Source organism: Mycolicibacterium sp. XJ662 (assembly GCF_053484035.1).
The window spans coordinates 503,044-524,995 of sequence record NZ_JBEFTL010000002.1 but is presented as its reverse complement, the minus strand read 5'-3'; the positions used below and the strand labels follow the sequence as shown (position 1 = coordinate 524,995).

Annotated in this window: 22 protein-coding genes; 20 read left to right on the top strand and 2 right to left on the bottom strand. The window is 67.0% G+C overall.

Annotated features, from left to right (window positions below; translation table 11 throughout):
• Positions 1 to 23: 23 nt before the first annotated feature.
• Genes mftE through mftG form a run of 3 tightly spaced genes read left to right on the top strand, consistent with a single transcriptional unit; the run spans position 24 to position 3,619 of the window.
• Positions 24 to 767, top strand: coding sequence for a mycofactocin biosynthesis peptidyl-dipeptidase MftE (gene mftE, locus ABQE93_RS09835; protein WP_448406756.1), 744 nt, complete (start codon positions 24 to 26; stop codon positions 765 to 767).
• Positions 764 to 2,176: a mycofactocin biosynthesis glycosyltransferase MftF gene (gene mftF, locus ABQE93_RS09830; RefSeq protein ID WP_448406757.1), complete on the top strand. Its 1,413-nt coding sequence runs from the start codon at positions 764 to 766 to the stop codon at positions 2,174 to 2,176. The genes mftE and mftF overlap by 4 nt, the downstream gene beginning before the upstream one ends.
• 9 nt (positions 2,177 to 2,185) lie before the next feature.
• Positions 2,186 to 3,619 carry a mycofactocin dehydrogenase MftG gene (mftG, locus tag ABQE93_RS09825; RefSeq protein WP_448406758.1) on the top strand — a complete coding sequence of 478 codons (1,434 nt, stop codon included), beginning with the start codon at positions 2,186 to 2,188 and terminating at the stop codon, positions 3,617 to 3,619.
• On the opposite strand, the gene ABQE93_RS09820 is transcribed toward mftG, so the two are convergent.
• The gene (locus ABQE93_RS09820) at positions 3,539 to 5,251 is read right to left on the bottom strand and encodes an MFS transporter (protein ID WP_448406759.1); all 1,713 of its coding nucleotides are present in this window, start codon (positions 5,249 to 5,251) and stop codon (positions 3,539 to 3,541) included. The genes mftG and ABQE93_RS09820 overlap by 81 nt on opposite strands.
• 90 nt (positions 5,252 to 5,341) lie before the next feature.
• Here ABQE93_RS09820 and ABQE93_RS09815 point away from each other — a divergent pair, with 90 nt between their 5' ends.
• Positions 5,342 to 5,971: a TetR/AcrR family transcriptional regulator gene (locus ABQE93_RS09815; RefSeq protein WP_448406760.1), complete on the top strand. Its 630-nt coding sequence runs from the start codon at positions 5,342 to 5,344 to the stop codon at positions 5,969 to 5,971.
• Here ABQE93_RS09815 and ABQE93_RS09810 read toward each other — a convergent pair.
• A complete protein-coding gene (locus ABQE93_RS09810; RefSeq protein ID WP_448406761.1) occupies positions 5,956 to 7,206 on the bottom strand; it encodes a cytochrome P450 in 1,251 nt (416 codons plus the stop codon). The two genes, ABQE93_RS09815 and ABQE93_RS09810, sit on opposite strands and share 16 nt — an antisense overlap.
• 145 nt (positions 7,207 to 7,351) lie before the next feature.
• On the opposite strand from ABQE93_RS09810, the gene ABQE93_RS09805 reads away from it, so the two are divergent.
• The 16 genes from ABQE93_RS09805 to ABQE93_RS09730 all read left to right on the top strand — a co-directional run bounded on the left by ABQE93_RS09805 (position 7,352) and on the right by ABQE93_RS09730 (position 21,952).
• Positions 7,352 to 8,896: a carboxylesterase/lipase family protein gene (locus tag ABQE93_RS09805; protein WP_448407252.1), complete on the top strand. Its 1,545-nt coding sequence runs from the start codon at positions 7,352 to 7,354 to the stop codon at positions 8,894 to 8,896.
• A 686-nt stretch (positions 8,897 to 9,582) separates the two neighbouring features.
• Positions 9,583 to 9,888, top strand: coding sequence for a 30S ribosomal protein S10 (gene rpsJ, locus ABQE93_RS09800; RefSeq protein WP_003883485.1), 306 nt, complete (start codon positions 9,583 to 9,585; stop codon positions 9,886 to 9,888).
• Between the two features lie 14 nt (positions 9,889 to 9,902).
• Complete coding sequence (gene rplC, locus ABQE93_RS09795) at positions 9,903 to 10,553, top strand: 50S ribosomal protein L3 (RefSeq protein ID WP_448406762.1); 651 nt, start codon at positions 9,903 to 9,905, stop codon at positions 10,551 to 10,553.
• Positions 10,554 to 10,555: 2 nt separating this feature from the next.
• Entirely contained in the window at positions 10,556 to 11,212 is a 657-nt protein-coding gene (gene rplD, locus ABQE93_RS09790) for a 50S ribosomal protein L4 (protein ID WP_448406763.1), read from the top strand.
• On the top strand, positions 11,212 to 11,514 hold the full coding sequence (gene rplW, locus ABQE93_RS09785; protein WP_448392776.1) for a 50S ribosomal protein L23: 303 nt from the start codon (positions 11,212 to 11,214) through the stop codon (positions 11,512 to 11,514). Before rplD ends, rplW begins: the two co-directional genes overlap by 1 nt.
• 28 nt (positions 11,515 to 11,542) lie before the next feature.
• Positions 11,543 to 12,385, top strand: coding sequence for a 50S ribosomal protein L2 (gene rplB / locus ABQE93_RS09780; protein WP_448406764.1), 843 nt, complete (start codon positions 11,543 to 11,545; stop codon positions 12,383 to 12,385).
• Between the two features lie 9 nt (positions 12,386 to 12,394).
• Positions 12,395 to 12,676: a 30S ribosomal protein S19 gene (rpsS, locus tag ABQE93_RS09775; protein WP_260992268.1), complete on the top strand. Its 282-nt coding sequence runs from the start codon at positions 12,395 to 12,397 to the stop codon at positions 12,674 to 12,676.
• Entirely contained in the window at positions 12,677 to 13,273 is a 597-nt protein-coding gene (gene rplV, locus ABQE93_RS09770) for a 50S ribosomal protein L22 (protein WP_448406765.1), read from the top strand.
• The gene (rpsC, locus tag ABQE93_RS09765; protein ID WP_448392779.1) at positions 13,273 to 14,130 is read left to right on the top strand and encodes a 30S ribosomal protein S3; all 858 of its coding nucleotides are present in this window, start codon (positions 13,273 to 13,275) and stop codon (positions 14,128 to 14,130) included. The genes rplV and rpsC overlap by 1 nt, the downstream gene beginning before the upstream one ends.
• A 2-nt stretch (positions 14,131 to 14,132) precedes the next feature.
• Positions 14,133 to 14,549: a 50S ribosomal protein L16 gene (gene rplP / locus ABQE93_RS09760; protein ID WP_046753689.1), complete on the top strand. Its 417-nt coding sequence runs from the start codon at positions 14,133 to 14,135 to the stop codon at positions 14,547 to 14,549.
• On the top strand, positions 14,549 to 14,782 hold the full coding sequence (gene rpmC / locus ABQE93_RS09755) for a 50S ribosomal protein L29 (RefSeq protein WP_064345597.1): 234 nt from the start codon (positions 14,549 to 14,551) through the stop codon (positions 14,780 to 14,782). Before rplP ends, rpmC begins: the two co-directional genes overlap by 1 nt.
• Complete coding sequence (gene rpsQ / locus ABQE93_RS09750) at positions 14,782 to 15,096, top strand: 30S ribosomal protein S17 (protein WP_448392780.1); 315 nt, start codon at positions 14,782 to 14,784, stop codon at positions 15,094 to 15,096. Before rpmC ends, rpsQ begins: the two co-directional genes overlap by 1 nt.
• Positions 15,097 to 15,313: 217 nt before the next feature.
• Positions 15,314 to 17,266, top strand: coding sequence for a hypothetical protein (locus tag ABQE93_RS09745; RefSeq protein WP_448406766.1), 1,953 nt, complete (start codon positions 15,314 to 15,316; stop codon positions 17,264 to 17,266).
• Positions 17,263 to 18,792, top strand: coding sequence for a hypothetical protein (locus ABQE93_RS09740; RefSeq protein ID WP_448406767.1), 1,530 nt, complete (start codon positions 17,263 to 17,265; stop codon positions 18,790 to 18,792). The genes ABQE93_RS09745 and ABQE93_RS09740 overlap by 4 nt, the downstream gene beginning before the upstream one ends.
• Entirely contained in the window at positions 18,789 to 20,267 is a 1,479-nt protein-coding gene (locus tag ABQE93_RS09735; RefSeq protein WP_448406768.1) for a glycosyltransferase, read from the top strand. Before ABQE93_RS09740 ends, ABQE93_RS09735 begins: the two co-directional genes overlap by 4 nt.
• A gap of 47 nt (positions 20,268 to 20,314) precedes the next feature.
• Positions 20,315 to 21,952 carry a glycosyltransferase family protein gene (locus ABQE93_RS09730; protein ID WP_448406769.1) on the top strand — a complete coding sequence of 546 codons (1,638 nt, stop codon included), beginning with the start codon at positions 20,315 to 20,317 and terminating at the stop codon, positions 21,950 to 21,952.

Below are 21,952 nucleotides of genomic sequence, written 5' to 3'. Positions count from 1 at the left end.
CGCCAACAATCGGCGCACGACAGGTGAATTCGGCCTACCATCGGCGGGTGGCTTCCCTTCGCGCGCTCGGCAACGTGACGTCGAGGCAGCTACGAAGCGCGTCATCGGCGTTGATCGTTCCGGTCGGCTCCACCGAACAGCACGGACCGCACCTGCCCCTGGACACCGACACCCGCATCGCGGCCGCGGTGGCCGACGCCGTCGGGCAGCGCATGGCCGACCGAGATGAATTGAACTGGATGGTCGCGCCGGCGATCGGGTACGGCGCCAGCGGCGAGCATGAGGGCTTTGCCGGCACCGTCTCGATCGGAACCTCGGCCCTGCACCTTTTGCTGCTGGAGTTCGGCCGGTCGGCTTCGCGGTGGGCCTCGCGCGTCGTCTTCGTCAACGGCCACGGCGGAAACGTCGATGCCTTGGTCAGCGCGACGACGCTGCTTCGGGACGAAGGCCGCGATGCCGGGTGGTGCTCGTGCAGCGTGGCGAACGCCGACGCACACGCTGGGCATACCGAAACCTCTGTCCTGCTGCATCTTTCACCGCAGGACGTATGGCTCGACGAACGCGTGCCCGGCAACCGGGCGCCGTTGACGGAGCTCATGCCCCAGCTGCGCAGCGGCGGTGTCGCCGCGGTCAGCGAGGTCGGTGTCCTCGGCGATCCCACCACCGCGTCCGCCCAGGAGGGCGCGCAGCTGTTCGCGACCATGGTCGACGGCTGTTTGCAACAGATCTTGCGCTGGGCGCCGCGGCCGGACGGGATGCTGATATGACGGGCCCGCGGCTGCCCGACGGGTTCGCGATCCAGGTGGATCGCCGCGTCAAGGTGCTCGGCGAGGGCTCCGCACTGCTCGGCGGTTCCCCCACCCGGCTGCTGCGCCTGGCGCCGGCCGCACGGACCATGCTCAACGCGGGCCGCCTCGAAGTGCACGACGCCGTCAGCGCGCAGCTCGCACGCACCCTGCTCGACGCGACCGTCGCGCATCCGCGGCCAGCCACCGGACCCTCACACCGGGATGTGACAGTCGTTATCCCGGTGCGCGACAACATAACCGGACTGCATCGCCTGATAGCCTCGCTGCGCGGGCTGCGCGTCACCGTCGTGGACGACGGGTCGGCCGTCCCGGTCCAGCAGTCCGACTTCACGGACATGCACTGTGACGTGACCGTGCTGCGCCACGACCGGAGCAGGGGCCCGGCGGCAGCGCGCAACGCCGGTATGGCGGCGTGCGGCACCGACTACGTGGCCTTCCTCGACTCCGACGTGGTGCCCCGGCGCGGGTGGCTGGAGGCGCTGCTGGGCCACTTCTGCGACCCGGCGGTCGCGTTGGTCGCCCCGCGCATCGTCGGACTGCGCGAACCCGTCAGCACCGTTGCGCGCTACGAGGCCGTGCGCTCCTCACTGGACCTCGGCGTCCGGGAGGCGCCCGTCGTGCCTTACGGCACCGTGTCCTACGTCCCCAGCGCGGCGATCATCTGCCGTCGTTCGGTGCTCAAGGAGATCGGCGGATTCGACGAGACACTGCGGTCCGGCGAAGACGTCGACCTGTGCTGGAGGTTGATCGAGGCGGGTGCCCGGCTGCGTTATGAGCCGGTCGCGCTCGTCGCCCACGATCACCGGACGCAGGTCCGAGAGTGGTTCTCGCGCAAGTCTTTCTACGGTTCGGCGGCGGCGCCGCTTGCGGTGCGCCATCCCGGCAAGACGGCTCCGCTGGTGATCTCCGGGTGGACGCTGGTGGTGTGGATGCTGCTGGTGATGGGCTCGGGCTTCGGATATCTGGCCTCGATGGTGGTTGCCACCATCACCGGTCGTCGCATCGCCAGGTCGCTGTCCACGGTGGAGACCGAACCTAAAGAAGTCGCGGTGGTGGCCGCACACGGGCTGTGGTCGGCGGCGCTGCAACTGGCCTCGGCGATCTGCCGGCACTACTGGCCGGTCGCGCTGATCGCCGCACTGCTGTCGCGACGATGTCGGCAGGTGGTGCTGGTGGCTGCGGTGGTCGACGGGGTGGTGGACTGGATCGGCCGCAACAGCAAGGCCGAGGAGGACGCCAAACCCATCGGCCTGCTCACCTACATCCTGCTCAAACGACTCGACGACATCGCCTACGGAACCGGTCTGTGGACCGGCGTGGTACGGGAACGCCATTTCGGTGCGCTCAAGCCCCAGATCAGGACCTGACGTACCGCCTTGCACAGCGACGTACTCATTGTCGGTGCAGGAAGTGCCGGATCGGTGTTGGCTGAACGCCTTTCGACGGACGCCTCGCGTCGCGTCACCGTGGTTGAGGCGGGGCCCGGACCATCGGATCCACAGGTGCTCATCCAGATCGAAGACGGGCGGCGGCTGCCGATCGGCGCGGCCAGTTCGGTGGTGCGCAGGTATCCGACGACGCTGACGACGTCGCCGCAACGCCACGCACAGATCATGCGCGGTGCGGTCGTCGGCGGATCGGGCGCGGTCAACGGCGGCTACTTCTGTCGCGGCCTGCCGACCGACTTCGACGGCTGGGGATTGCCGGGCTGGACGTGGGAGGAGGTGCTCACGCATTTCCAGGCGATCGAGACCGACCTGGACTTCGACACCCCGATCCACGGGTCGGCCGGGCCGATCTCGGTGCGCCGGGTCGCCGAATTCGAGGGCTGCACCGCCGCTTTCGTCGATGCGGCGATCGGCGCCGGATATCCCTGGATACCCGACCTCAACGGGTCGACGGCCGATGCCCCGCTGCCCGCCGGCATCGGCGCGGTCCCCCTGAACATCGAGGAGGGCACCCGGGTGGGGCCCGGCGGGGCGTTCCTGCAGCCTGCGATGAGCAGGCCGAACCTCACCGTGTTGACCCACCACCGGACCGCGCGGGTTCGCATCGACCGGGGCCGGGCAACAGGGCTGGACTGTATCGGTCCGAATGGCCCTGTCGAGCTGACCGCAGATCGAATCGTGTTGTGCGCCGGTGCGATCGGCTCAGCGCATCTGTTGATGCTGTCAGGTGTCGGACCCGAGAACGTCCTGCGCACAGCGGGTATCCCGGTGCGGGCGGCGCTCCCGGTCGGCGCATCCACCGCCGATCACCCGGAGTGGGTGCTGCCGGTGAATTGGTCGCCCAGCCGCGGGGCGCTACCGTTGGAGGCGGTGCTGACCACCGCCGATAGACTCGAGATCAGGCCCTACACAGCGGGTTTCGGTGCGATGGTGAGCGGGCGCCGCAACGATCCCGCCGACCGGCCGCACCTCGGTGTGACGTTGATGCAACCGCGTTCGCGGGGCCGCGTCACCGTCACGTCAGCAGACCCGACCGTACCGCCGACCATCGAGCACCGCTACGACAGCGAACCCGACGACGTGGCCCAGCTGCAGGCAGGCGCCGAGCTGGCCCGCGAATTGGTCGACGACACAACCGATGTCGGTGCGGTGTCGTGGTCCACCTCGCAGCATCTGTGCGGCACCGCGCCGATGGGGTTGGACGACGACCCCGCGGCCGTCGTCGACCCGCGATGCCGGGTCCGCGGCGTCGACGGCCTCTGGGTGGTCGACGGGTCGGTGCTACCGACGATCACCAGCCGCGGCCCGCACGCCACCATCGTGATGCTGGGGCACCGCGCCGCGGAGTTCCTCGGGGCCTGATTTCTTCCGCCGAGCAGACGCAAAAGGCCCTAGATTTGGCCGTTTCGAGGGGTTTTTGCGTCTGCTCGCGAGGGATCGGATGATCCGCAGTTGCTGGCCGTCACGGCCCGGAGACCAGACCGCGACGAAGCCCGCCGCCGCAGCCGTGACGATCGCCAGCACCATCAGCGACACCTGCATGGCGTCGAGAAACGCCGCCTGTGCGGCCTGCGATAGCGCAGCGCCCTGCGGTCCCAGCCGCGCGGCCACCTCCAGTGCCTCGGCCAAGGAACTCGACGCCGCCTCGCGCACCGCATCCGGCAGCGCTTGCAAGTGCGGCTGCAGGCGGTCGCCGTACTGGGCGGCCAACACCGATCCCGCCAGCGCGATGCCGACGGCCGCGCCGATTTCGCGGGTCGTGTCGTTGACCGCGGATGCGACGCCCTGCTTCTCGTCGTCAACCGCGCCCATGATCGCCGACGTCGTCGGCGCCGTGCACAACCCGATGCCGGTCGCCATGATGAGCAGTGGCCACGCGAGATCGATGTACGGTGAGTCCAATTCGAGGATGCGTGTGCAGAACAAGCCCACCGCGATCAGCAGCAGGCCGGTGGAAACCACGGCGCGCAAACCCAGCCGGGGCAGGTACCACGGCGTCGTGATGCTCAGCACCAACACGGGAACTATCAACGGCGCCAGCGCAAGCGCCGTCTTGAGCGGGCTGTAGCCCAACAGCAACTGCATGTACTGCATCGAGATGAAGAAGAATCCAAAGTTGGCGAGGAAAAAGAAGGTGATGCCCACCGCTCCGGTGGCGAAGTCGGGGCGCGCGAACAGTCGCACGTCGAGAAGCGGATGGGTACGACGCAACTCGACGACCGCGAATACGATCGCCAGCACCACACCGAACGCCATGCAGCCGTAGACGATCGGATGGCTCCATCCGTGGATCGGCGCCTCGATCAACCCGTAAACGAAGATGGCGAGCGCGCCGCCGATCAGAACCGCACCGGGCCAGTCCAACGGCGTCGCCCGCTCGTCGCGTGACGAGGCGACCGTGCACGTCAGAATGAACAGGACCGCACCGGATATGGCGAACGCCCAGAAGATGGACGGCCACGACCAAAACAGCAGCAGGACACCGGATCCCATGAAACCGATCACCGCGCTCGAACCGGCCACGCCGGCCCAGATGCCAACGGCCTTGGTGCGCTCGGCCTTCGGATATGCCGCCGTCAACAGTGACAGCGTGGCCGGCATGACGAAAGCCGCGCCGGCCCCCGCGACGGCCCTCGCGACGATCAGCTCCAAGGGACTGTCATAGATCAGGGGGGCGGCCGACGCAAGAGTGAACACGGCCAGCCCGATCAGCAGCGCGCCGCGGCGCCCATAACGGTCCCCGATGGCGCCCGCGGGCAGCAACAGACAGGCCAGCACCAGGGTGTAGCCGTCGACGACCCAGGTCAGCTGGGCCTGCGTCGCCGACGTCTCCACCGCGATGTCGGGCAGCGCCGTGTTCAGCGCGACCATGGACGAAATCACCAGGGACACGCCCATGCAGGCGACCGTCAGCAACCAGAGGCGCGAGCGTGACGACAGGTTAGACACGCCGTCGGCGAGATCCTGGTCGGACCGTGAAATGGTGTCGACCATGCGTCGAGCTCCTTCGGCTGGGAGTTTCGAGACTAACAGTCTCGTAGCGAGACCGATGGTATTGTTTCCGCAAGGGAGGTCGGCTAAACCATGACCACCGAAGATCCTCGGCCGGCCCGGTCACGGGCTCGCCTGCTTGAAGCCGCGGCGAAACTGCTGCGTTCGGGCGGCCCGAATGCCGTCACGATCGACGCGGTCACCCGCAGCGCCAACGTAGCGCGGGCCACCCTGTATCGCCACTTCTCCAGCGCCAACGAACTGCTCGCCGCGGCCTTCATGAGCCTGCTGCAGCCGGCGCCGATGCCACCTGCCGAAGGTGGCGTGCGAGATCAGCTGCTGGCGGTGGTCGCGGGGTGGGCCGAGACGATCGCCGAGGTGCCCACCACCCTGACCGCGATGACCTGGCTGGCCTCGGGGCCCGATGCCGGTGCATATTCCGAAGTGCGGCAGGCGGATTCAGATGCCGTCGGCTCGCTGCGAGCGCACATCATCCAGATGTACTCGGCGCCGTTCGACGCCATCTTCGACAGCCCGCAGGCCGCCGATGACCTCGAGGAAATCGATCGCATCGAGGCGATCGCACTGCTCATCGGTCCGCTGATCCTCGGAAGGCTTTCCACCGTCGCCGATTTCGACTACCGCCGGTGCGCCGAGGCGGCAGTCGACGGCTTTCTGGCCACCCACGCCAGAACGAAGCGCTCCGCTCAGCGCAGCGAGTAACGCACAGGCAGGTGCTTGAGCCCGCCGACGAACACCGTCGACGTCAACTCCGGTTGGCCGGCCAACTCGATCGAATCCAGCCGGGGCAGCAGTTCGGAGAAGAAGCTGTTGATCTCCATCCGGGCCAGCGCCGCGCCCAGACAGAAGTGCACCCCGTAGCCGAACGCGACATGCTTGTTGGGGTCGCGGCCCACATCGAACTTGAACGGCTCATCGAACACGTCCTCGTCGCGGTTACCGGAAACGTAAGCGAGGTAGACGGATTCGCCCTGCTTGATCGGAACGCCGCGTACCTCGGTGTCTTCGGCAGCAGTGCGCATGAACTCCTTGACCGGGGTGGTCCAGCGGATCATCTCCTCGACCGCGGTGGGCATCAGATCCGGGTTCTCCTTCAGCCGCGCAAGCTGATCGGGGTTCTCGATCAGCGCCTGTAGCCCACCGGAGATCGCGTGGCTGGTGGTGTCATGCCCGGCGGTGGCCACGATCACGTAGTACGACAGGCAGTCGACGTCGGAGAGCAGTTCCCCGTCGACGCGGCCGTTGGCGATCGCCGAGGCCAGATCGTCGGTCGGGTTGGCACGGCGCGACTCCGTCAGTTGCCGGAAATAGTCGAAGAAGTCCATCAGCACCTGCATCTGCTCTTCGGGTGTGGTGCCGCGCTTGTATTCGTCCTCGTCGCCGCCGAACAGCTCCTGGGTGAGCCGCAGCATGCGCGGGAAGTCCTCCTCGGGCAGGCCGAGCAGCGACATGATCACGTACAGCGGGTAGTTGACCGACACCTCGGTGACGAAGTCGCACTCCGGCCCCACTTCGGCCATCTTGTCGACATAGTGCTTGGCCAACTCGTCGACCCGGGTCTTCAGCGCGCGCATCGCCTTGGGGCGGAACCAATCTGCGCCGATCGCGCGCACCTTGCGATGGTGCGGGTCGTCCATGTGGATCAACGTGCGCAAGCCCATGCCGGCCGCGAGTTGCTCCTTGGCGAGGTCGTCGGCCTCCGCGGTGGCCAGCAGTGGCCGGGGCTCAGACAACCAGAGATCGTTCGCGCGCTCGATGTCCATGATGTCGGCGTGCTTGGTGATCGCCCAGAACGGCCGGTACGGCGGGTTGTCGACATAGGCGACCGGGTTGTTCGCCCGCAAATGGGTAAGCGCCGCGTGTAGCCGCTTGTCGTCGGCGTAGGCCTTCGGATCCGCCAGGACCTTGGCGGCCTCATCCATCGTCGGCGTGCTCATACAGGCTCCTCCATCGCGCTCGACCTAACTTGACGGGTGTCAAGTTACCAGTATATGTGACGAAGCACACGCTGGCACCCAGACGGTGTCAGTAGTCTCGGACCCCGTGCCCTCGGCAACGCTTCGCGCGGTCACGGCCAAGGTCATGGCGGTGGCCGTGGCGCTGGTCGTGCTCTGCTCGTGCGCACCGGGCGGCACCGCCGTCGTCGACGTGCCCGCCGCCCCCGGGGTCGTGCAGACCGACGCGGGCGCGGTGCGCGGCACCGTCTCCTCCGATCACCGCTACTTTGCCGGAATCCCTTATGCCGCAGCCCCGGTCGGCCCGCTGCGCTGGCGCCCGCCGCAACCGGTGAGCAGTTGGGAGGGCCTGCGCGACGCCACCCGTCCCGGCCCACGTTGCATCCAGGACGCCACCAACGACGTCGACGGCCGGCCCACCAGCGAGGACTGCCTGACCCTCAACGTGTGGACGCCGCCGCCGTCCGACGAGCTTCGACCGGTGATGGTGTGGATCCACGGCGGGGGCTTCACCAACGGCAGCGGCGACATCTACGACGCGCGCGCGTTGGCCGGCCGCGGCGAAATCGTCGTCGTCACCCTCAATTACCGGCTGGGTGCGTTGGGATTCCTCGCGCACCCCGCGTTGGGCGAGGGCGCCGACGTCGGCAACTACGGGCTGGCCGACCAGCAGGCGGCGCTGCGGTGGGTGCGCGACAACATCGCCGGGTTCGGCGGCGACCCGCAGAAGGTCACAATCGCCGGGGAGTCCGCGGGCGGCATGGCGGTCTGCGACCACCTCGTCGCCCCCGACTCGGCCGGGTTGTTTCAGGCGGCGATCATCCAGAGCGCGCCGTGCCACGCCCAGTACGAACTTCCGGCCGCCCAGGAGGTCAGCCTGCGGTACGCCGCCGAAGCCGGATGCACCGACGCCGTCGTCGCCGCGCAGTGCCTGCGTGCGTTGCCGGCCGACAAGCTGGCGCGCGCCCTGTTCTATGACCGCATCGGCACTGAACAGTTGAGCGGTCCGGTGACCGGAACGGCGACGCTTCCGGTGGATCCGCTCACCGGCTTCGCGCAGGGGCGCGCGGCGCCCGTGCCGGTGGTGGTCGGGACGACGGCTGACGAGTTCAACTTGTTCACCGCGCTGAGCTACGTGCGCGGTCGCCCGATCGACGCGGTGCACTATCTCGAACTGCTCACCGAGGCGTTCGGCCCGCACGCAGCGGCTGTGGCGCAACGGTATTCACCGGAGCACTTCGAAAACAGTGTGCCGCTGGCGTATTCGGCTGCGACGACCGACGGGATCTTCGCCTGCGTCGCCGACCGGATGGCCGATTCGCTTGCTGACGAGCAGGCCGTGTACTCCTACGAGTTCGACGACCCCAACGCGCCGGCGCCGGAACCGTTGCGTGCGGCGCCGTTGCCGATCGGCGCCGGGCACTCGTTGGAGCTGCGCTATTTGTTCGACGTCGGCGGTGCGCCGGCGCTGACCGCAGCGCAGCAGCGGCTTTCCGAGCAGATGATCGACTACTGGAGCGAGTTCGTGTCCACCGGCTCACCGGGTTCGGGCTGGCCGGAGTTGGGCGATGAGGTCGCGGGGAAGCGGATGTTGTTGCAGCCCGACGGCAGCCGGGTGGTCACGACGTTCGAGGAGCGCCACCAGTGCCCGTTCTGGGCTGCCCTGGGCTAGGCCCCGCTTGACGCACAAAGGGGCATACGGGCGGAAAAGTACGAGTAGACCTCACCATTACGTCGGTCTCGGTGACCGCTGGGCCGGCGTCACCCAGCACGTGATCTCGGCGTGGACGACCTCGGTGCCGGCCTTGTGGACGACGCTGACGGGCACCACGACGTCGACCCCGTCGGTGATCGACGCGAAGTCCGGCGGCTGCCGCCGGGGCGCTCGGAGAGGCGTTGCCAGATGCGATACGTCGTGGTCGCGGCGGCCATGAGCGGCTACCTTACTCCGCAGTAAGGTAGCCGGGTGCCCGGCGCGGACCGGGTAGCCTGGTCAAGGCGGTGTCGAGGCCGACGTAATGGTGAGAACTTCTCGCACTTTGCCGCCCTTTTGTCCCTTCGGGCGAATTTGGCCGAGGCTGCGATCTAAGGCATACTGTTCGGGTTGCCTTGAGCCAGGTTCGCGCCTGGCGGGGCATACGACCAGCGCCCCAAGCGGGCGCGTCCGGTCCCAAATAACGATCGCGGCGGATTCCGACGCGAACGGATACGCGTGAGGGCGACACACCCGAGCGCGGGGGCCGGTGAACCATAGACAGGAAAACAGCGGCGGCAACGCCCGCGCGACCGGGTTGGTCTTGGCGCGCGGGTTACAGACCAGGCCCAGCAGGGGCCCGTTAGTAGTGAGGTAGGAGAAGCGTGGCGGGACAGAAGATCCGCATCAGGCTCAAGGCCTACGACCATGAGGCGATCGACGCCTCGGCGCGCAAGATCGTCGAGACGGTCACCCGCACGGGCGCCAGCGTGGTCGGCCCGGTGCCGCTGCCAACCGAGAAGAACGTGTACTGCGTCATCCGCTCACCGCATAAGTACAAGGACTCGCGGGAGCACTTCGAGATGCGTACACACAAGCGACTGATCGACATCCTCGACCCGACGCCGAAGACGGTCGACGCGCTCATGCGTATCGACCTGCCGGCCAGCGTTGACGTCAACATCCAGTAGGAGATTCCAGAGAAATGGCTAGGAGAGGCATTCTGGGCACCAAGCTGGGCATGACGCAGGTGTTCGACGAGAACAACAGGGTCGTGCCGGTGACGGTCGTCAAGGCCGGTCCCAACGTCGTCACGCGCATCCGCACCGCCGAGCGCGACGGCTACAGCGCCGTGCAGCTGGCCTACGGCGAGATCAACCCGCGCAAGGTGAACAAACCGCTGAAGGGTCAGTACGACGCCGCGGGCGTCAACCCCCGCCGCCATCTCGCCGAGCTGCGGCTCGACGACGGCGCCGCCGCCGAGTACGAGATCGGCCAGGAGCTGACCGCCGAGATCTTCAGCGACGGCAGCTATGTCGACGTCACCGGCACCAGCAAGGGCAAGGGCTTCGCGGGCACGATGAAGCGCCACGGCTTTTCCGGTCAGGGCGCCAGCCACGGCGCCCAGGCCGTGCACCGCCGCCCCGGTTCCATCGGCGGCTGCGCGACGCCGGGCCGGGTGTTCAAGGGCACCCGGATGGCGGGCCGGATGGGCAATGATCGCGTCACCACGCAGAACCTGTTGGTGCACAAGGTCGATGCCGAAAACGGCGTGATTCTGATCAAGGGCGCCATCCCCGGCCGCAACGGCGGTCTGGTGATGGTCCGCAGCGCAATCAAGCGAGGCGAGAAGTAGATATGGCTGCCAACACCCTCAAGATTGACGTCCACACCCCGGGCGGCAAGACGGACGGCTCGGTCGAGCTGCCCGCCGCGCTGTTCGACGTCGACGCCAACATCGCACTGATGCACCAGGTGGTGACCGCGCAGCAGGCCGCGGCTCGCCAGGGCACGCACTCGACCAAGACCCGCGCCGAGGTGCGCGGCGGCGGCAAGAAGCCGTACCGGCAGAAAGGCACCGGACGCGCCCGCCAGGGTTCGATCCGGGCGCCGCAGTTCACCGGCGGCGGCATCGTGCACGGCCCGAAACCGCGCGACTACAGCCAGCGCACCCCGAAGAAGATGATCGCGGCCGCGCTGCGCTGCGCGCTGTCGGACCGGGCGCGCAACGGCCGCATCCACGCGGTCACCGAACTGGTCGAGGGCCAGACGCCGTCGACCAAGAGCGCCAAGAGCTTCCTGGCCACCCTGACCGACCGCAAGCAGGTGCTGGTCGTGATCGGGCGCACCGACGAGACCAGCGTCAAGAGCGTGCGCAACCTTCCTGGCGTGCATGTGATTTCGCCGGATCAGCTCAACACCTACGACGTGTTGAAGGCCGACGACGTGGTGTTCAGCGTCGAGGCCCTCAACGCGTACATCAGCTCGAACAGCAATGAGGAGGTGTCGGCCTGATGGCGACCGTCACTGACCCCCGCGACATCATCTTGTCCCCGGTCATCTCGGAGAAGTCCTACGGGCTCATCGAGGACAACGTGTACACCTTCATCGTGCACCCGGACTCGAACAAGACCCAGATCAAGATCGCTATCGAGAAGATCTTCAAGGTCAAGGTCGCGTCGGTCAACACCGCCAACCGGCAGGGCAAGCGCAAGCGCACCCGCACCGGTTACGGCAAGCGCAAGAACACCAAGCGGGCCATCGTCACGCTGGCCGAGGGAAGCAAGCCCATCGATTTGTTCGGAGCACCGGCTTAGCCCGGGGATCAGAGAGACCTAGAGAAACATGGCAATTCGCAAGTACAAGCCGACGACCCCGGGTCGTCGCGGTGCCAGCGTCTCCGATTTCGCCGAGATCACTCGCGACCATCCGGAGAAGTCGCTGGTGCGTCCGCTGCACGGCAAGGGTGGGCGTAACGCGCACGGCCGGATCACCACGCGGCACAAGGGCGGTGGGCACAAGCGCGCGTACCGGGTGATCGACTTCCGTCGTCACGACAAGGACGGCATCAACGCCAAGGTCGCGCACATCGAGTACGACCCCAACCGCACGGCCCACATCGCGCTGCTGCACTACTTCGACGGCGAGAAGCGCTACATCATTGCGCCGCAAGGTCTGTCGCAGGGCGACGTGGTGGAGTCGGGTCCCAACGCCGACATCAAGCCCGGTAACAGCCTGCCGCTGCGCAACATCCCGGCCGGTACCGTGATCCACGCCGTGGAACTGCGGCCCGGCGGCGGCGCCAAGCTGGCCCGTTCGGCGGGTGTGAGCATCCAGCTGCTCGGCAAGGAGGGCACCTACGCCTCGCTGCGGATGCCCTCCGGTGAGATCCGCCGCGTCGACGTGCGCTGCCGCGCCACCGTCGGCGAGGTCGGCAACGCCGAACAGGTCAACATCAACTGGGGCAAGGCCGGCCGGATGCGGTGGAAGGGCCATCGTCCCAGCGTCCGTGGTGTCGTGATGAACCCGGTCGACCACCCGCACGGCGGCGGTGAGGGCAAGACCTCCGGCGGCCGCCACCCAGTCAGCCCGTGGGGTAAGCCCGAGGGCCGTACCCGCAAGCCCAACAAGCCAAGCGACCAGCTCATCGTTCGACGCCGTCGCACGGGCAAGAAGCATCACCGGTAGGAGTAGACGATGCCACGCAGCCTGAAAAAGGGTCCGTTCGTCGACGACCATCTGCTCAAGAAGGTCGACGTTCAGAACGATAAGAACACCAAGCAGGTCATCAAGACCTGGTCGCGTCGCTCGACGATCATCCCCGACTTCATCGGACACACCTTCGCGGTGCACGACGGCCGCAAGCACGTCCCGGTGTTCGTCACCGAGTCGATGGTCGGGCACAAGCTCGGTGAGTTCGCACCGACCCGCACCTTCAAGGGTCACATCAAGGATGACCGGAAGGCGAAGAGGCGCTAAATGACTACGACGACTGAATATCCGACCGCCGTCGCCAAGGCGCGGTTTGTGCGCGTGTCGCCGATGAAGGCGCGCCGCGTCATCGACCTGGTGCGCGGTAAGCCGGTGGCCGATGCGCTCGACATCCTGCGGTGGGCGCCGCAGGCGGCCAGCGAGCCGGTCGCCAAGGTGATCGCCAGCGCGGCCGCCAACGCCCAGAACAACGACGGCCTGGATCCGTCCACCCTGGTGGTGGCCACCATCCACGCCGACGAGGGCCCGACCGCCAAGCGCATCCGGCCCCGCGCGCAGGGCCGTGCGTTCCGGATCCGCAAACGCACCAGCCACATCACGGTGATCCTGGAAAGCCGTCCGTCCAAGGACGACGGGGGCGGCAGGTCGGCCAGCGCGTCTCGGGCCCGCCGGGCGCAGGGCAGCAAGGCTGCCGCCGCCAAGAAGTCGCCCGCGAAGAAGGCACCTGCGAAGAAGGCGACCGCCGAAAAGGCAACCGCTGAAAAGGCGCCGGCCAAGAAGGCTGCCGCCAAGAAGGCGCCGGCTGAGAAGGCTGCCGCCAAGAAGACTGCTGAAGCGTCCGACGCGAAGGAGGGCTCGGAGTAGTGGGCCAGAAAATCAATCCCCACGGCTTCCGGCTCGGTATCACCACCGGCTGGAAGTCCCGGTGGTATGCAGACAAGCAGTACAAGGACTACGTCAAGGAAGACGTCGCGATCCGGCGGCTTCTGGCCACCGGCCTGGAGCGGGCCGGCATCGCCGACGTGGAGATCGAGCGGACCCGCGACCGGGTGCGCGTCGACATCCACACCGCCCGGCCGGGCATCGTGATCGGCCGCCGCGGCACCGAGGCCGACCGCATCCGCGCCGACCTGGAGAAGCTGACCGGCAAGCAGGTCCAGCTCAACATCCTCGAGGTGAAAAACCCGGAGTCCCAGGCACAGTTGGTGGCTCAGGGCGTCGCCGAGCAGTTGAGCAACCGCGTCGCGTTCCGCCGCGCCATGCGTAAGGCGATCCAGTCGGCGATGCGTCAGCCCAACGTCAAGGGCATCCGCGTGCAGTGCTCGGGCCGTCTCGGCGGCGCTGAGATGAGCCGTTCGGAGTTCTACCGCGAGGGTCGGGTGCCGCTGCACACGCTGCGCGCCGACATCGACTACGGCCTGTACGAGGCGAAGACGACGTTCGGCCGCATCGGCGTGAAGGTGTGGATCTACAAGGGCGACATCGTCGGCGGCAAGCGCGAGTTGACGGTGGCGCCGCCCTCGGAGCGGCCACGTCGCGAGCGCCCGTCGGGTACCCGCCCGCGCCGCAGCGGTGCATCGGGCACCACCGCCACGGGCACCGAGGCCAGCCGCGCCGCTGCCGGCGCCGAAGCTGCCCCTGCAGCGGCTGAGGCCGCAGCGGGCACCGAGGCCGCTGCCGGTGCCGCCGCGGAGACCACGACTGAGAAGACAGAGAGCTGACAATGCTGATTCCCCGTAAGGTCAAGCACCGCAAGCAACATCACCCGCGGCAACGCGGTCTCGCCAGCGGCGGCACCACGGTGAGTTTCGGTGACTACGGCATCCAGGCACTGGAGCACGCCTACATCACCAACCGCCAAATCGAGTCCGCCCGTATCGCCATCAACCGGCACATCAAGCGTGGCGGCAAGGTGTGGATCAACATCTTCCCGGATCGCCCGCTAACCAAGAAGCCCGCCGAAACCCGGATGGGCTCCGGTAAGGGCTCGCCGGAGTGGTGGGTGGCCAACGTCAAGCCGGGCCGGGTGTTGTTCGAGCTGAGCTACCCCGACGAAGAAACCGCGCGGGCCGCACTTACCCGCGCGATCCACAAGTTGCCGATCAAGGCACGCATCGTTACCCGAGAGGAGCACTTCTGATGGCAGTGGGAGTGACGCCGGGCGAACTGCGCGAGTTGACCGACGACGAACTCAAGGAGCGGCTGCGCGAGTCCAAGGAAGAGCTGTTCAACCTGCGCTTCCAGATGGCTACCGGTCAGCTGAGCAACAACCGCCGGCTTCGCACGGTGCGTCAGGAAATCGCGCGGGTGTACACCGTGCTGCGCGAACGTGAGTTGGGCCTGGCGTCCGGGCCCGTAGGTGAGGATTCGTAATGGCTTCCAAACAAGACCAGGCAAAGCCCAAGGGGCCCAAGCGCACACCGCGCGCCGAAGAGCAGCGCGGCCGGCGCAAGACCGCTATCGGTTACGTGGTGAGCGACAAGATGCAGAAGACCATCGTGGTCGAGCTCGAAGACCGTAAGAGCCACCCGCTCTACGGCAAGATCATCCGCACCACCAAGAAGGTCAAGGCCCACGACGAGAAGGGCGACGCCGGCATCGGCGACCGCGTCTCGCTGATGGAGACCCGCCCGCTGTCGGCCACCAAGCGCTGGCGGCTGGTCGAGATCCTCGAAAAGGCCAAGTAGCCAACCGGACTCAGCACCCGCAAGAGCCCCCGACACCATGGTGTTCGGGGGCTCTTCGCGTGCTGACACGCGTTATCAAGAATTGACATTGCGGGAGCGCCTGCAGGAGTATCGGCCGCGCACAGCCGAGTGGGATCATTTCGGCCTGGTACCGACCTTCGCATGGAAAATTCGTATTCGACGGCTACAGCCTGAATTTTGGGCATACTGATTTGCTGTGACTGGGGGGAAACAGCGGCTGTGGTTGAAATTCGTCACCGCGGTGTGCGGTGTCGGGCTTGCGCTGTCGTTCACGGCGCCGGCGGCATGGCCGCAACCCGGCGAGGGGGGCATGGTGGCCGACGCGCCCAGCCTCGGCCTGGACGTCCTCGGTGCGACGTCGACGTTGGCGTTCTACGGCGACCAGGGCGTGATGTCGATAACCGTTCCGGTGCCCCGGGGTCTGGTCCCCGAGAGCGTCGACGCGGTGGTCGAGATGCCGGTCAACGTGGGCGTCGGCACCATCACCGCGATGCAAGACGACCGCACGCTTTCGCGGGTGCCGCTGCCGCCTGAGGGTGGGCCGGTGACGATACCGCTGACCGGGGTGCGGATCGAGGACAACGCGGCCACTGTGACGCTGCGCACCTACCTGGTTCCGATCGAGGGCTACTGTCTGGAGCCGTCGAACCCGCTGCGGCTGGTCAACACCGCCGTGCGCTACACCGGCGTGGAAGCGGCGCCGACCACGGTCGCCGACTTTCTGCCCCCGGTGCTGCGCCAGCTCAACATGTATCTGCCGACGACACCGACACGCGCCGAGTCCGACGCGGCGATACGGTTGGCGACCGCGGTCGTTGCCCACTACGGCCAGCAGTATCCCGAAGTGACGGTCAATCCACTTGGCACCGAGACGAATGCGCCCGCCGAGCCGTCGGCGCCGATGCAGCGCCACGTCGTCATCCGGGAAAGCCCCGACGCCGGTGTCGCGCTGCAGGGCGACGCCGGGGTGCCGGTTCTGGAGATAACCGGTTCTGCGGACGCGCTTTCCGATCAGGTGCGGATGCTGTCCAGCGACGTCGGGCGGCTCGCGCTGAGCTCGAGCGCCGTAGCGGGACCCCTTCGGTCCAGTCCGGTCTTGCCGGCCGATGTCACCTCGCTGCGCGGACTCGGTCAACCCGGGGTCAACGCGACAGCGTTGGCGCCACAGGTGACGATCGGGCTGGACCAGACCCGGCTCGGCCGCTCCGCGCGCAACATCCGTGTGCACCTGCGCGGTTCGTACACGCCGCTGCCGTCGTCGGTCGGCGGCGACCTGGTCGCGTCCATCTCCGGTGAGACCATCGACCAGTGGCCTACCGACGAGTCGGGCAAGATCGACCGCTGGGTCAACATCCCGGATCAGCTGCTGCAGCGCTACATCAACCTCGGTGTGGCGATCAGAGTCGCCGGAAACACCGGCCGCTGCGGCGAATTCCAGCCGATCACGCTCACCATCGACGGCGACAGCCCGGTGGAGAGCACCGCGGCGAAGCCGCCGGTGCCGGGTGGGTTCCAGTCGGTGCCCCAGGCGCTGATGCCGCGGCTGAACGTCGGTATCGACGGCGGGTTCGACGACACTCGGCGCGCGGTGGCCCTCTTGGTCGCATTGCAGCGGCTCAGCGCGCTGCCCATCGGCACCACCGTCACCTCCGTCGACGACGCGGCCGGTTCGGCCAATCCAGCCGTGGTGGTCAGTGCCGACGGATGGTCCGACGACCGGATCACGTTGCCCGTCAACACAAACGCAGAAGACCAGATCACCGTGGCGAACGTCGACGGGACCGGCGAAGAGGGTACGGTCACCCTCGATCCCGCGCGCCCGTTCGGATCCCTGCAGACGGTGTATGACGGTGAGCGCACCCTGCTGATCGCCACCTCCAACAACGGTGCCGCACAACTCGACGATCTGCTGAACTGGATCAACGCCGATGTCGAACGCTGGTCGCGCGTCAGCGGTAGCGCGCTCATCGCGACACCCGACCGAAGCCCCGTCGTGGTGGGCACAAGCACCGTCGCGCAACCGGAAGCGGTGACCGCCGAGGACAGCTTCCCGTGGTCGTGGGCCTTTCTCGGCGCCGTCGCAGCGTTACTCGCCGTCGGGTCCGCGCTGATCGTGTTGCGTAGCAGGCGGGCCCGAGGCCGACCATGAGCACCGCGACGGCAGACGCTCCGGCTGCTACACCGGGACGGTCGCTTCTGTCGTGGTGGTACGCCCTGCACCCCACGTACCGGTTGGCGGCGCGCTGGGCGCTCATCGTGGCCTGCACCGCCGTGGCGTTTCACGACAGCATCGCAAGCGTCGTTCGCACCACACGCAACGAAGGCGTCGGCGGGTACGTGTGGGTGGTACCCGCGGCCGCCGTGCTGGTGTCGCTCGGCGTGGCGCGTCGGCACCGGACCGAACTGCCCATTCACGACCGCCAGACCGACATCATCGTCGGCAGCATGGGACTGGTACTGGCCATGCTGGTCCAGGGAGTCCTGGTGCCGCGATTCGCACTGTATTTCTACTTGCTGCGGCTCGATCTGGTGGCGATGTGGTTGTTCGTACTCAGTTCGAGCATCGTGCTTTTCGGGCTGCGCCCGGTCATCCGGTTCGGGTGGGTGTGGGCGCTGATGTTCATGGTGTTCTCGCTGCCGTACTACCTGTCGGTGGTGTTCCTGGGCGGCGGCAAGTTCGCCGCGGGCGCGTCCACGTTGATCATCGCGGCCATCGGCACCGGCATCGCCGTCGGGCGCACGTTCAGGCGCGGGTTCATCGGGTCAATGGCGACCTGGGGGGTCGGCTTCGCCGTGCTCATCGCGATCGGATTGTTCTTCAATTCCGCGCCCGTATGGGTTTACCAACAGGTGCCCGGGCTCACCGCGATATCGGTCGTGGCGGTCAGCATGTACTTTCAGGCCAGGCGTGGTGTTCCCAAACGCGTCCTGGACCGCAAAGTGGAACCCCTTGCCGCCAGCCAGGTTTGGGCTGCAGCACCGCTGGTGCTGGGGGTGACGATAGTGCTGACGCTCATTCCGTTGCCGTCCGAGGCCACCGAATCGCGACTCTCCGGCATGGCCCCCGGCCGGCCGGTCGCGGGCCAGCCGCTGGTCGCACCGACGGGATGGACCTCCACCGGTTACGAGAATTTCGGCTGGGTGCACCGGTTCTACGGCGGGGGCAGCGAGCTCACCCGACAGCGGATGACGGCCGACACCGGCGAGCCCCGCTTCGACAAGTTCGCACGGCCGCGCACGCTCGTCGTCGACAACATCGTCACCGATCGTCCGTTCGCGTTCGAGATCTATCCGATGCGGGTGCTCTACAACCTCGCCGAAGCGCGAATCAGCGCGCCCCAGCGGGTCGAACTCGGTTTCGGCATCAAGGGAAACCTCTACTCGGTGGTCGACGACAAGCTGCTCATCACCTGGACCGGGCTGACCTTCGGCTGGGGCAACTCGCAGCTGGGCCAACGCGTCACGGTTTTCGCCGTCGACAACCATGAACCCGACGCACAGTTTCCCACCCCTTCCGACAGTATGGCCTCCACACTGCGGAGCCTGATCACCATGTTGTTCCGTGGTAACGCTGTGCTCAGCGACGACTCGCCGGGGTTCAAAGACGGTGACCTGCTGACCGAGTTCGGCCGTGCGCTCGTGGCCGCGCAGTTTCTGGCGGCGGGGCACCGATGACCACGAACTTCGACGACCCTGCCGCCGGCAAGATCTCCGAAACCGAGCAGGCGCATGCGCTGCACCGCGCGATCGATGGCCTGCGCGAAGACAATCCCCTGCATTCGGCGTCGAGCCCGCTCGTGCGGTGGCAGCGGTGGATGCTGTGGGCCGCGCTCGCCGTCGTGGTCATCGGTATTGCCTGGCGACCGATGACCACTGCGGTGGTGCTGGTCGCCGCGTGTACGCTCGCCTACCTGCTGACGATGCTCGACCGGCTACTGATCTTCCGCGAAGGGCTGGCGTCGCGCGCGATCGTGATATCCGACGAGGAGGCACGCGCACTCACCGACCACGAACTGCCGCGCTACACCATCCTGGTTCCCGCATACAACGAGCCCGAGGTCGTGGGAGATTTGATCGGATCGATGGCCGCGCTGGAGTATCCACCTGACAAGCTTCAGGTGCTATTGCTACTCGAGGCCGACGACGCGGTAACCATCAACGCCGCCAAGGCATGTGAACAATCCGACGCGATCACCATCCTGTTGGTTCCACCCGCGGAACCCCGGACGAAACCGAAGGCGTGCAACTACGGACTGCAGTTCGCCACCGGTGACATCGTCACGATTTACGACGCCGAGGACATGCCCGAACCCCTGCAGCTTCGGCGGGTGGTCGCCGCGTTCCGCCGACTGTCGGAGAAGACCGCATGCGTGCAGGCCAAGCTGGTGTACTACAACGGCCACCAGAATCTCCTGACCGCGTGGTTCACCGCCGAGTACGCGCTGTGGTTCGGTTATCTGCTGCCGGGCATGATGATGAGCACGTCGCCGATCCCGTTGGGAGGCACGTCGAACCACCTGCGGCGCAGCGTGCTCGACGAGATCGGCGCCTGGGATCCGTTCAACGTCACCGAAGACGCCGACCTCGGGTTGCGCATCGCCGCACACGGATACCACACCGCCGTCATCGACTCGAGCACCCTCGAGGAAGCCAACAGCGATCCGATCAACTGGATCCGCCAGCGATCACGTTGGTACAAGGGCTATCTGCAGACCTGGCTGGTGCACATCAGGCGGCCCGTCCAACTGTTCCGCACCATCGGTCTGCGCGGTTTCGTCCGGTTCAACCTGGTGCTGGGTGGTACGCCGATCATCGCCGTGCTGAACCTGGCGTTCTGGCTGATCACCCTCCTGTGGTTCCTCGGCCAGCCCGCAGTCGTCGAAGATGTGTTCCCCGCGTTCGTCTACTTTCCCGCCTTGATCGCGTTGATTCTGGGTAACGCCGCCACCCTCTACATGAACCTGATTGCGCTACGCGAAGACGACCGATCCGACCTTCTGCTGGCGGCGCTGACCGTGCCGGCCTTCTGGTTGATGATGAGCATCGCCGCCGCCAAGGGCTGCTATCAGTTGATCCGCCAACCGTCGTACTGGGAGAAGACTTTTCACGGGCTCGCCGAACAACCCGACGACGCCGACGGGTCCACATGACCATGGCCGGATGGTCGAACCGTCGGCTCCGCGTAACGGTCTTTCTGATGGCGCTCACCGCCTACCTGGCCGTCGGTTACTGGCTTCAGGTCCAGAACGGGTTCATCATGGGCGACGCGCTGGCGCGGGTCTCGGCGGCGCAAGCGGTGCTGTTCAGCCGGGACCCGCACCTGGCCGCAATCGGGTTCATCTTCACGCCGTTGACCGCGGTGGTGCAGATACCGGCGATCGGCGCCAGCCCGTTGTGGCCGGACATGGCGGAGCGGGCGTTCTCCGGAACCATCATGTCGGCGGTCTTCATGGCCGGTGCGGTCATCCAGATCATGAGCATGGGCACCGATCGGGGGCTACCGCGCAGCTACGTGCTGGCGATCACGGCGTTGTTCGCGCTCAACCCGATGATCATTTTCTACGGTGCCAACGGGATGAGCGAGGCGCCGTTCCTGTTCTTCATGTCCTGGGCGGTGCGGCGGCTCATCATGTGGATGCTCGACGACGACGTTCATCACCTGGTGACGGCGGGCGGCATCGCGATGGGGCTGGCTTATCTGACCCGATACGACGCTGTGGCCTGCATCGCGGCTGCCGGCGTACTGGTGGGTTCGACGACCTATCTGCGCGCGCGTCCTGCCCCCCGGTTGCGCCGCGCGCTGCTGGACATGATCATGGTCAGCGGCCCTGGCCTGGCGGCCTTCCTCGGCTGGGCCGGGGTCAGCTGGTTGATCACCGGCGAGGCGTTCGGGCAGTTCACCTCGCAATACGGGAATGCCGCCATCCTCGAGCAATCCGGCCACAGCGCACCGGGTTTCGGCGAAGGGCTCACCTTTGCCGCGATCTGCATCACCTTGCTGGCGCCGACATTGGTGCCCCTTGCCATCCTGGCTGTGGCGCGCCGACGACGCGCACCCGACTGGCACGTACTTGCCCCACCGGTCGCGATATTCGGTGCCGCATTGACGTTTCAGGCCCTCAGCTATGCCACCGGGTCCACCTTCCCGTTTCTGCGGTTCTACATCATCGCGGTCCCGCTTGCGGCGTGCCTGGCGATGCTCGCCGTGCCCGACGGCGTGCTGGCACCCGCCAAGCGACGCGGTAAGTTCGCCACGGCGCGGCCCGCCGTCGGGGCGGCCGGACGACGGCGGTCCTGGGCCGTTTACGCCCCGGTGGCAGTGGCGTTCGCGGTCGCCATACCCGTCACCGCGTGGGGCATGGGAAAGCCTGAGTACGCACCGCAGGAGTACGCGCTCGGCGCGGTGCTGGCACCGCAGCCCGACAGCGTCGACGAGCGCAAAGCCATCGAGCACCGGATCGCCGCCAGCTTCTCCACCGAGCGTGAGATCGCCGATTACCTTGAACGGCTCGACCTTCCGGACGGTTCGGTCATCGTCGACACCGAGTACGGGTTCGCCATCCTGGCGGCCTCGAGTCGCCCGCGAATGTTTGTGGTGCCCTCGGATCCGGACTTCACCGCGGTGCTCAACGCGCCGACCGCGCACGGCGTCAGGTACATGCTCGCGATACCACGGGAGGGTCGTGGCACCGCGGATGCGCTGAACCTGCGGTACCCGACGCTCTACGACACCGGCGCCGATGTCGCCACGCTCGAGCTGGAAATCCCGAACAACGGTGACAGCCAACCCGACTGGCGGCTCTACCGGGTCAACGACGTGTCACCGAACGCCTAA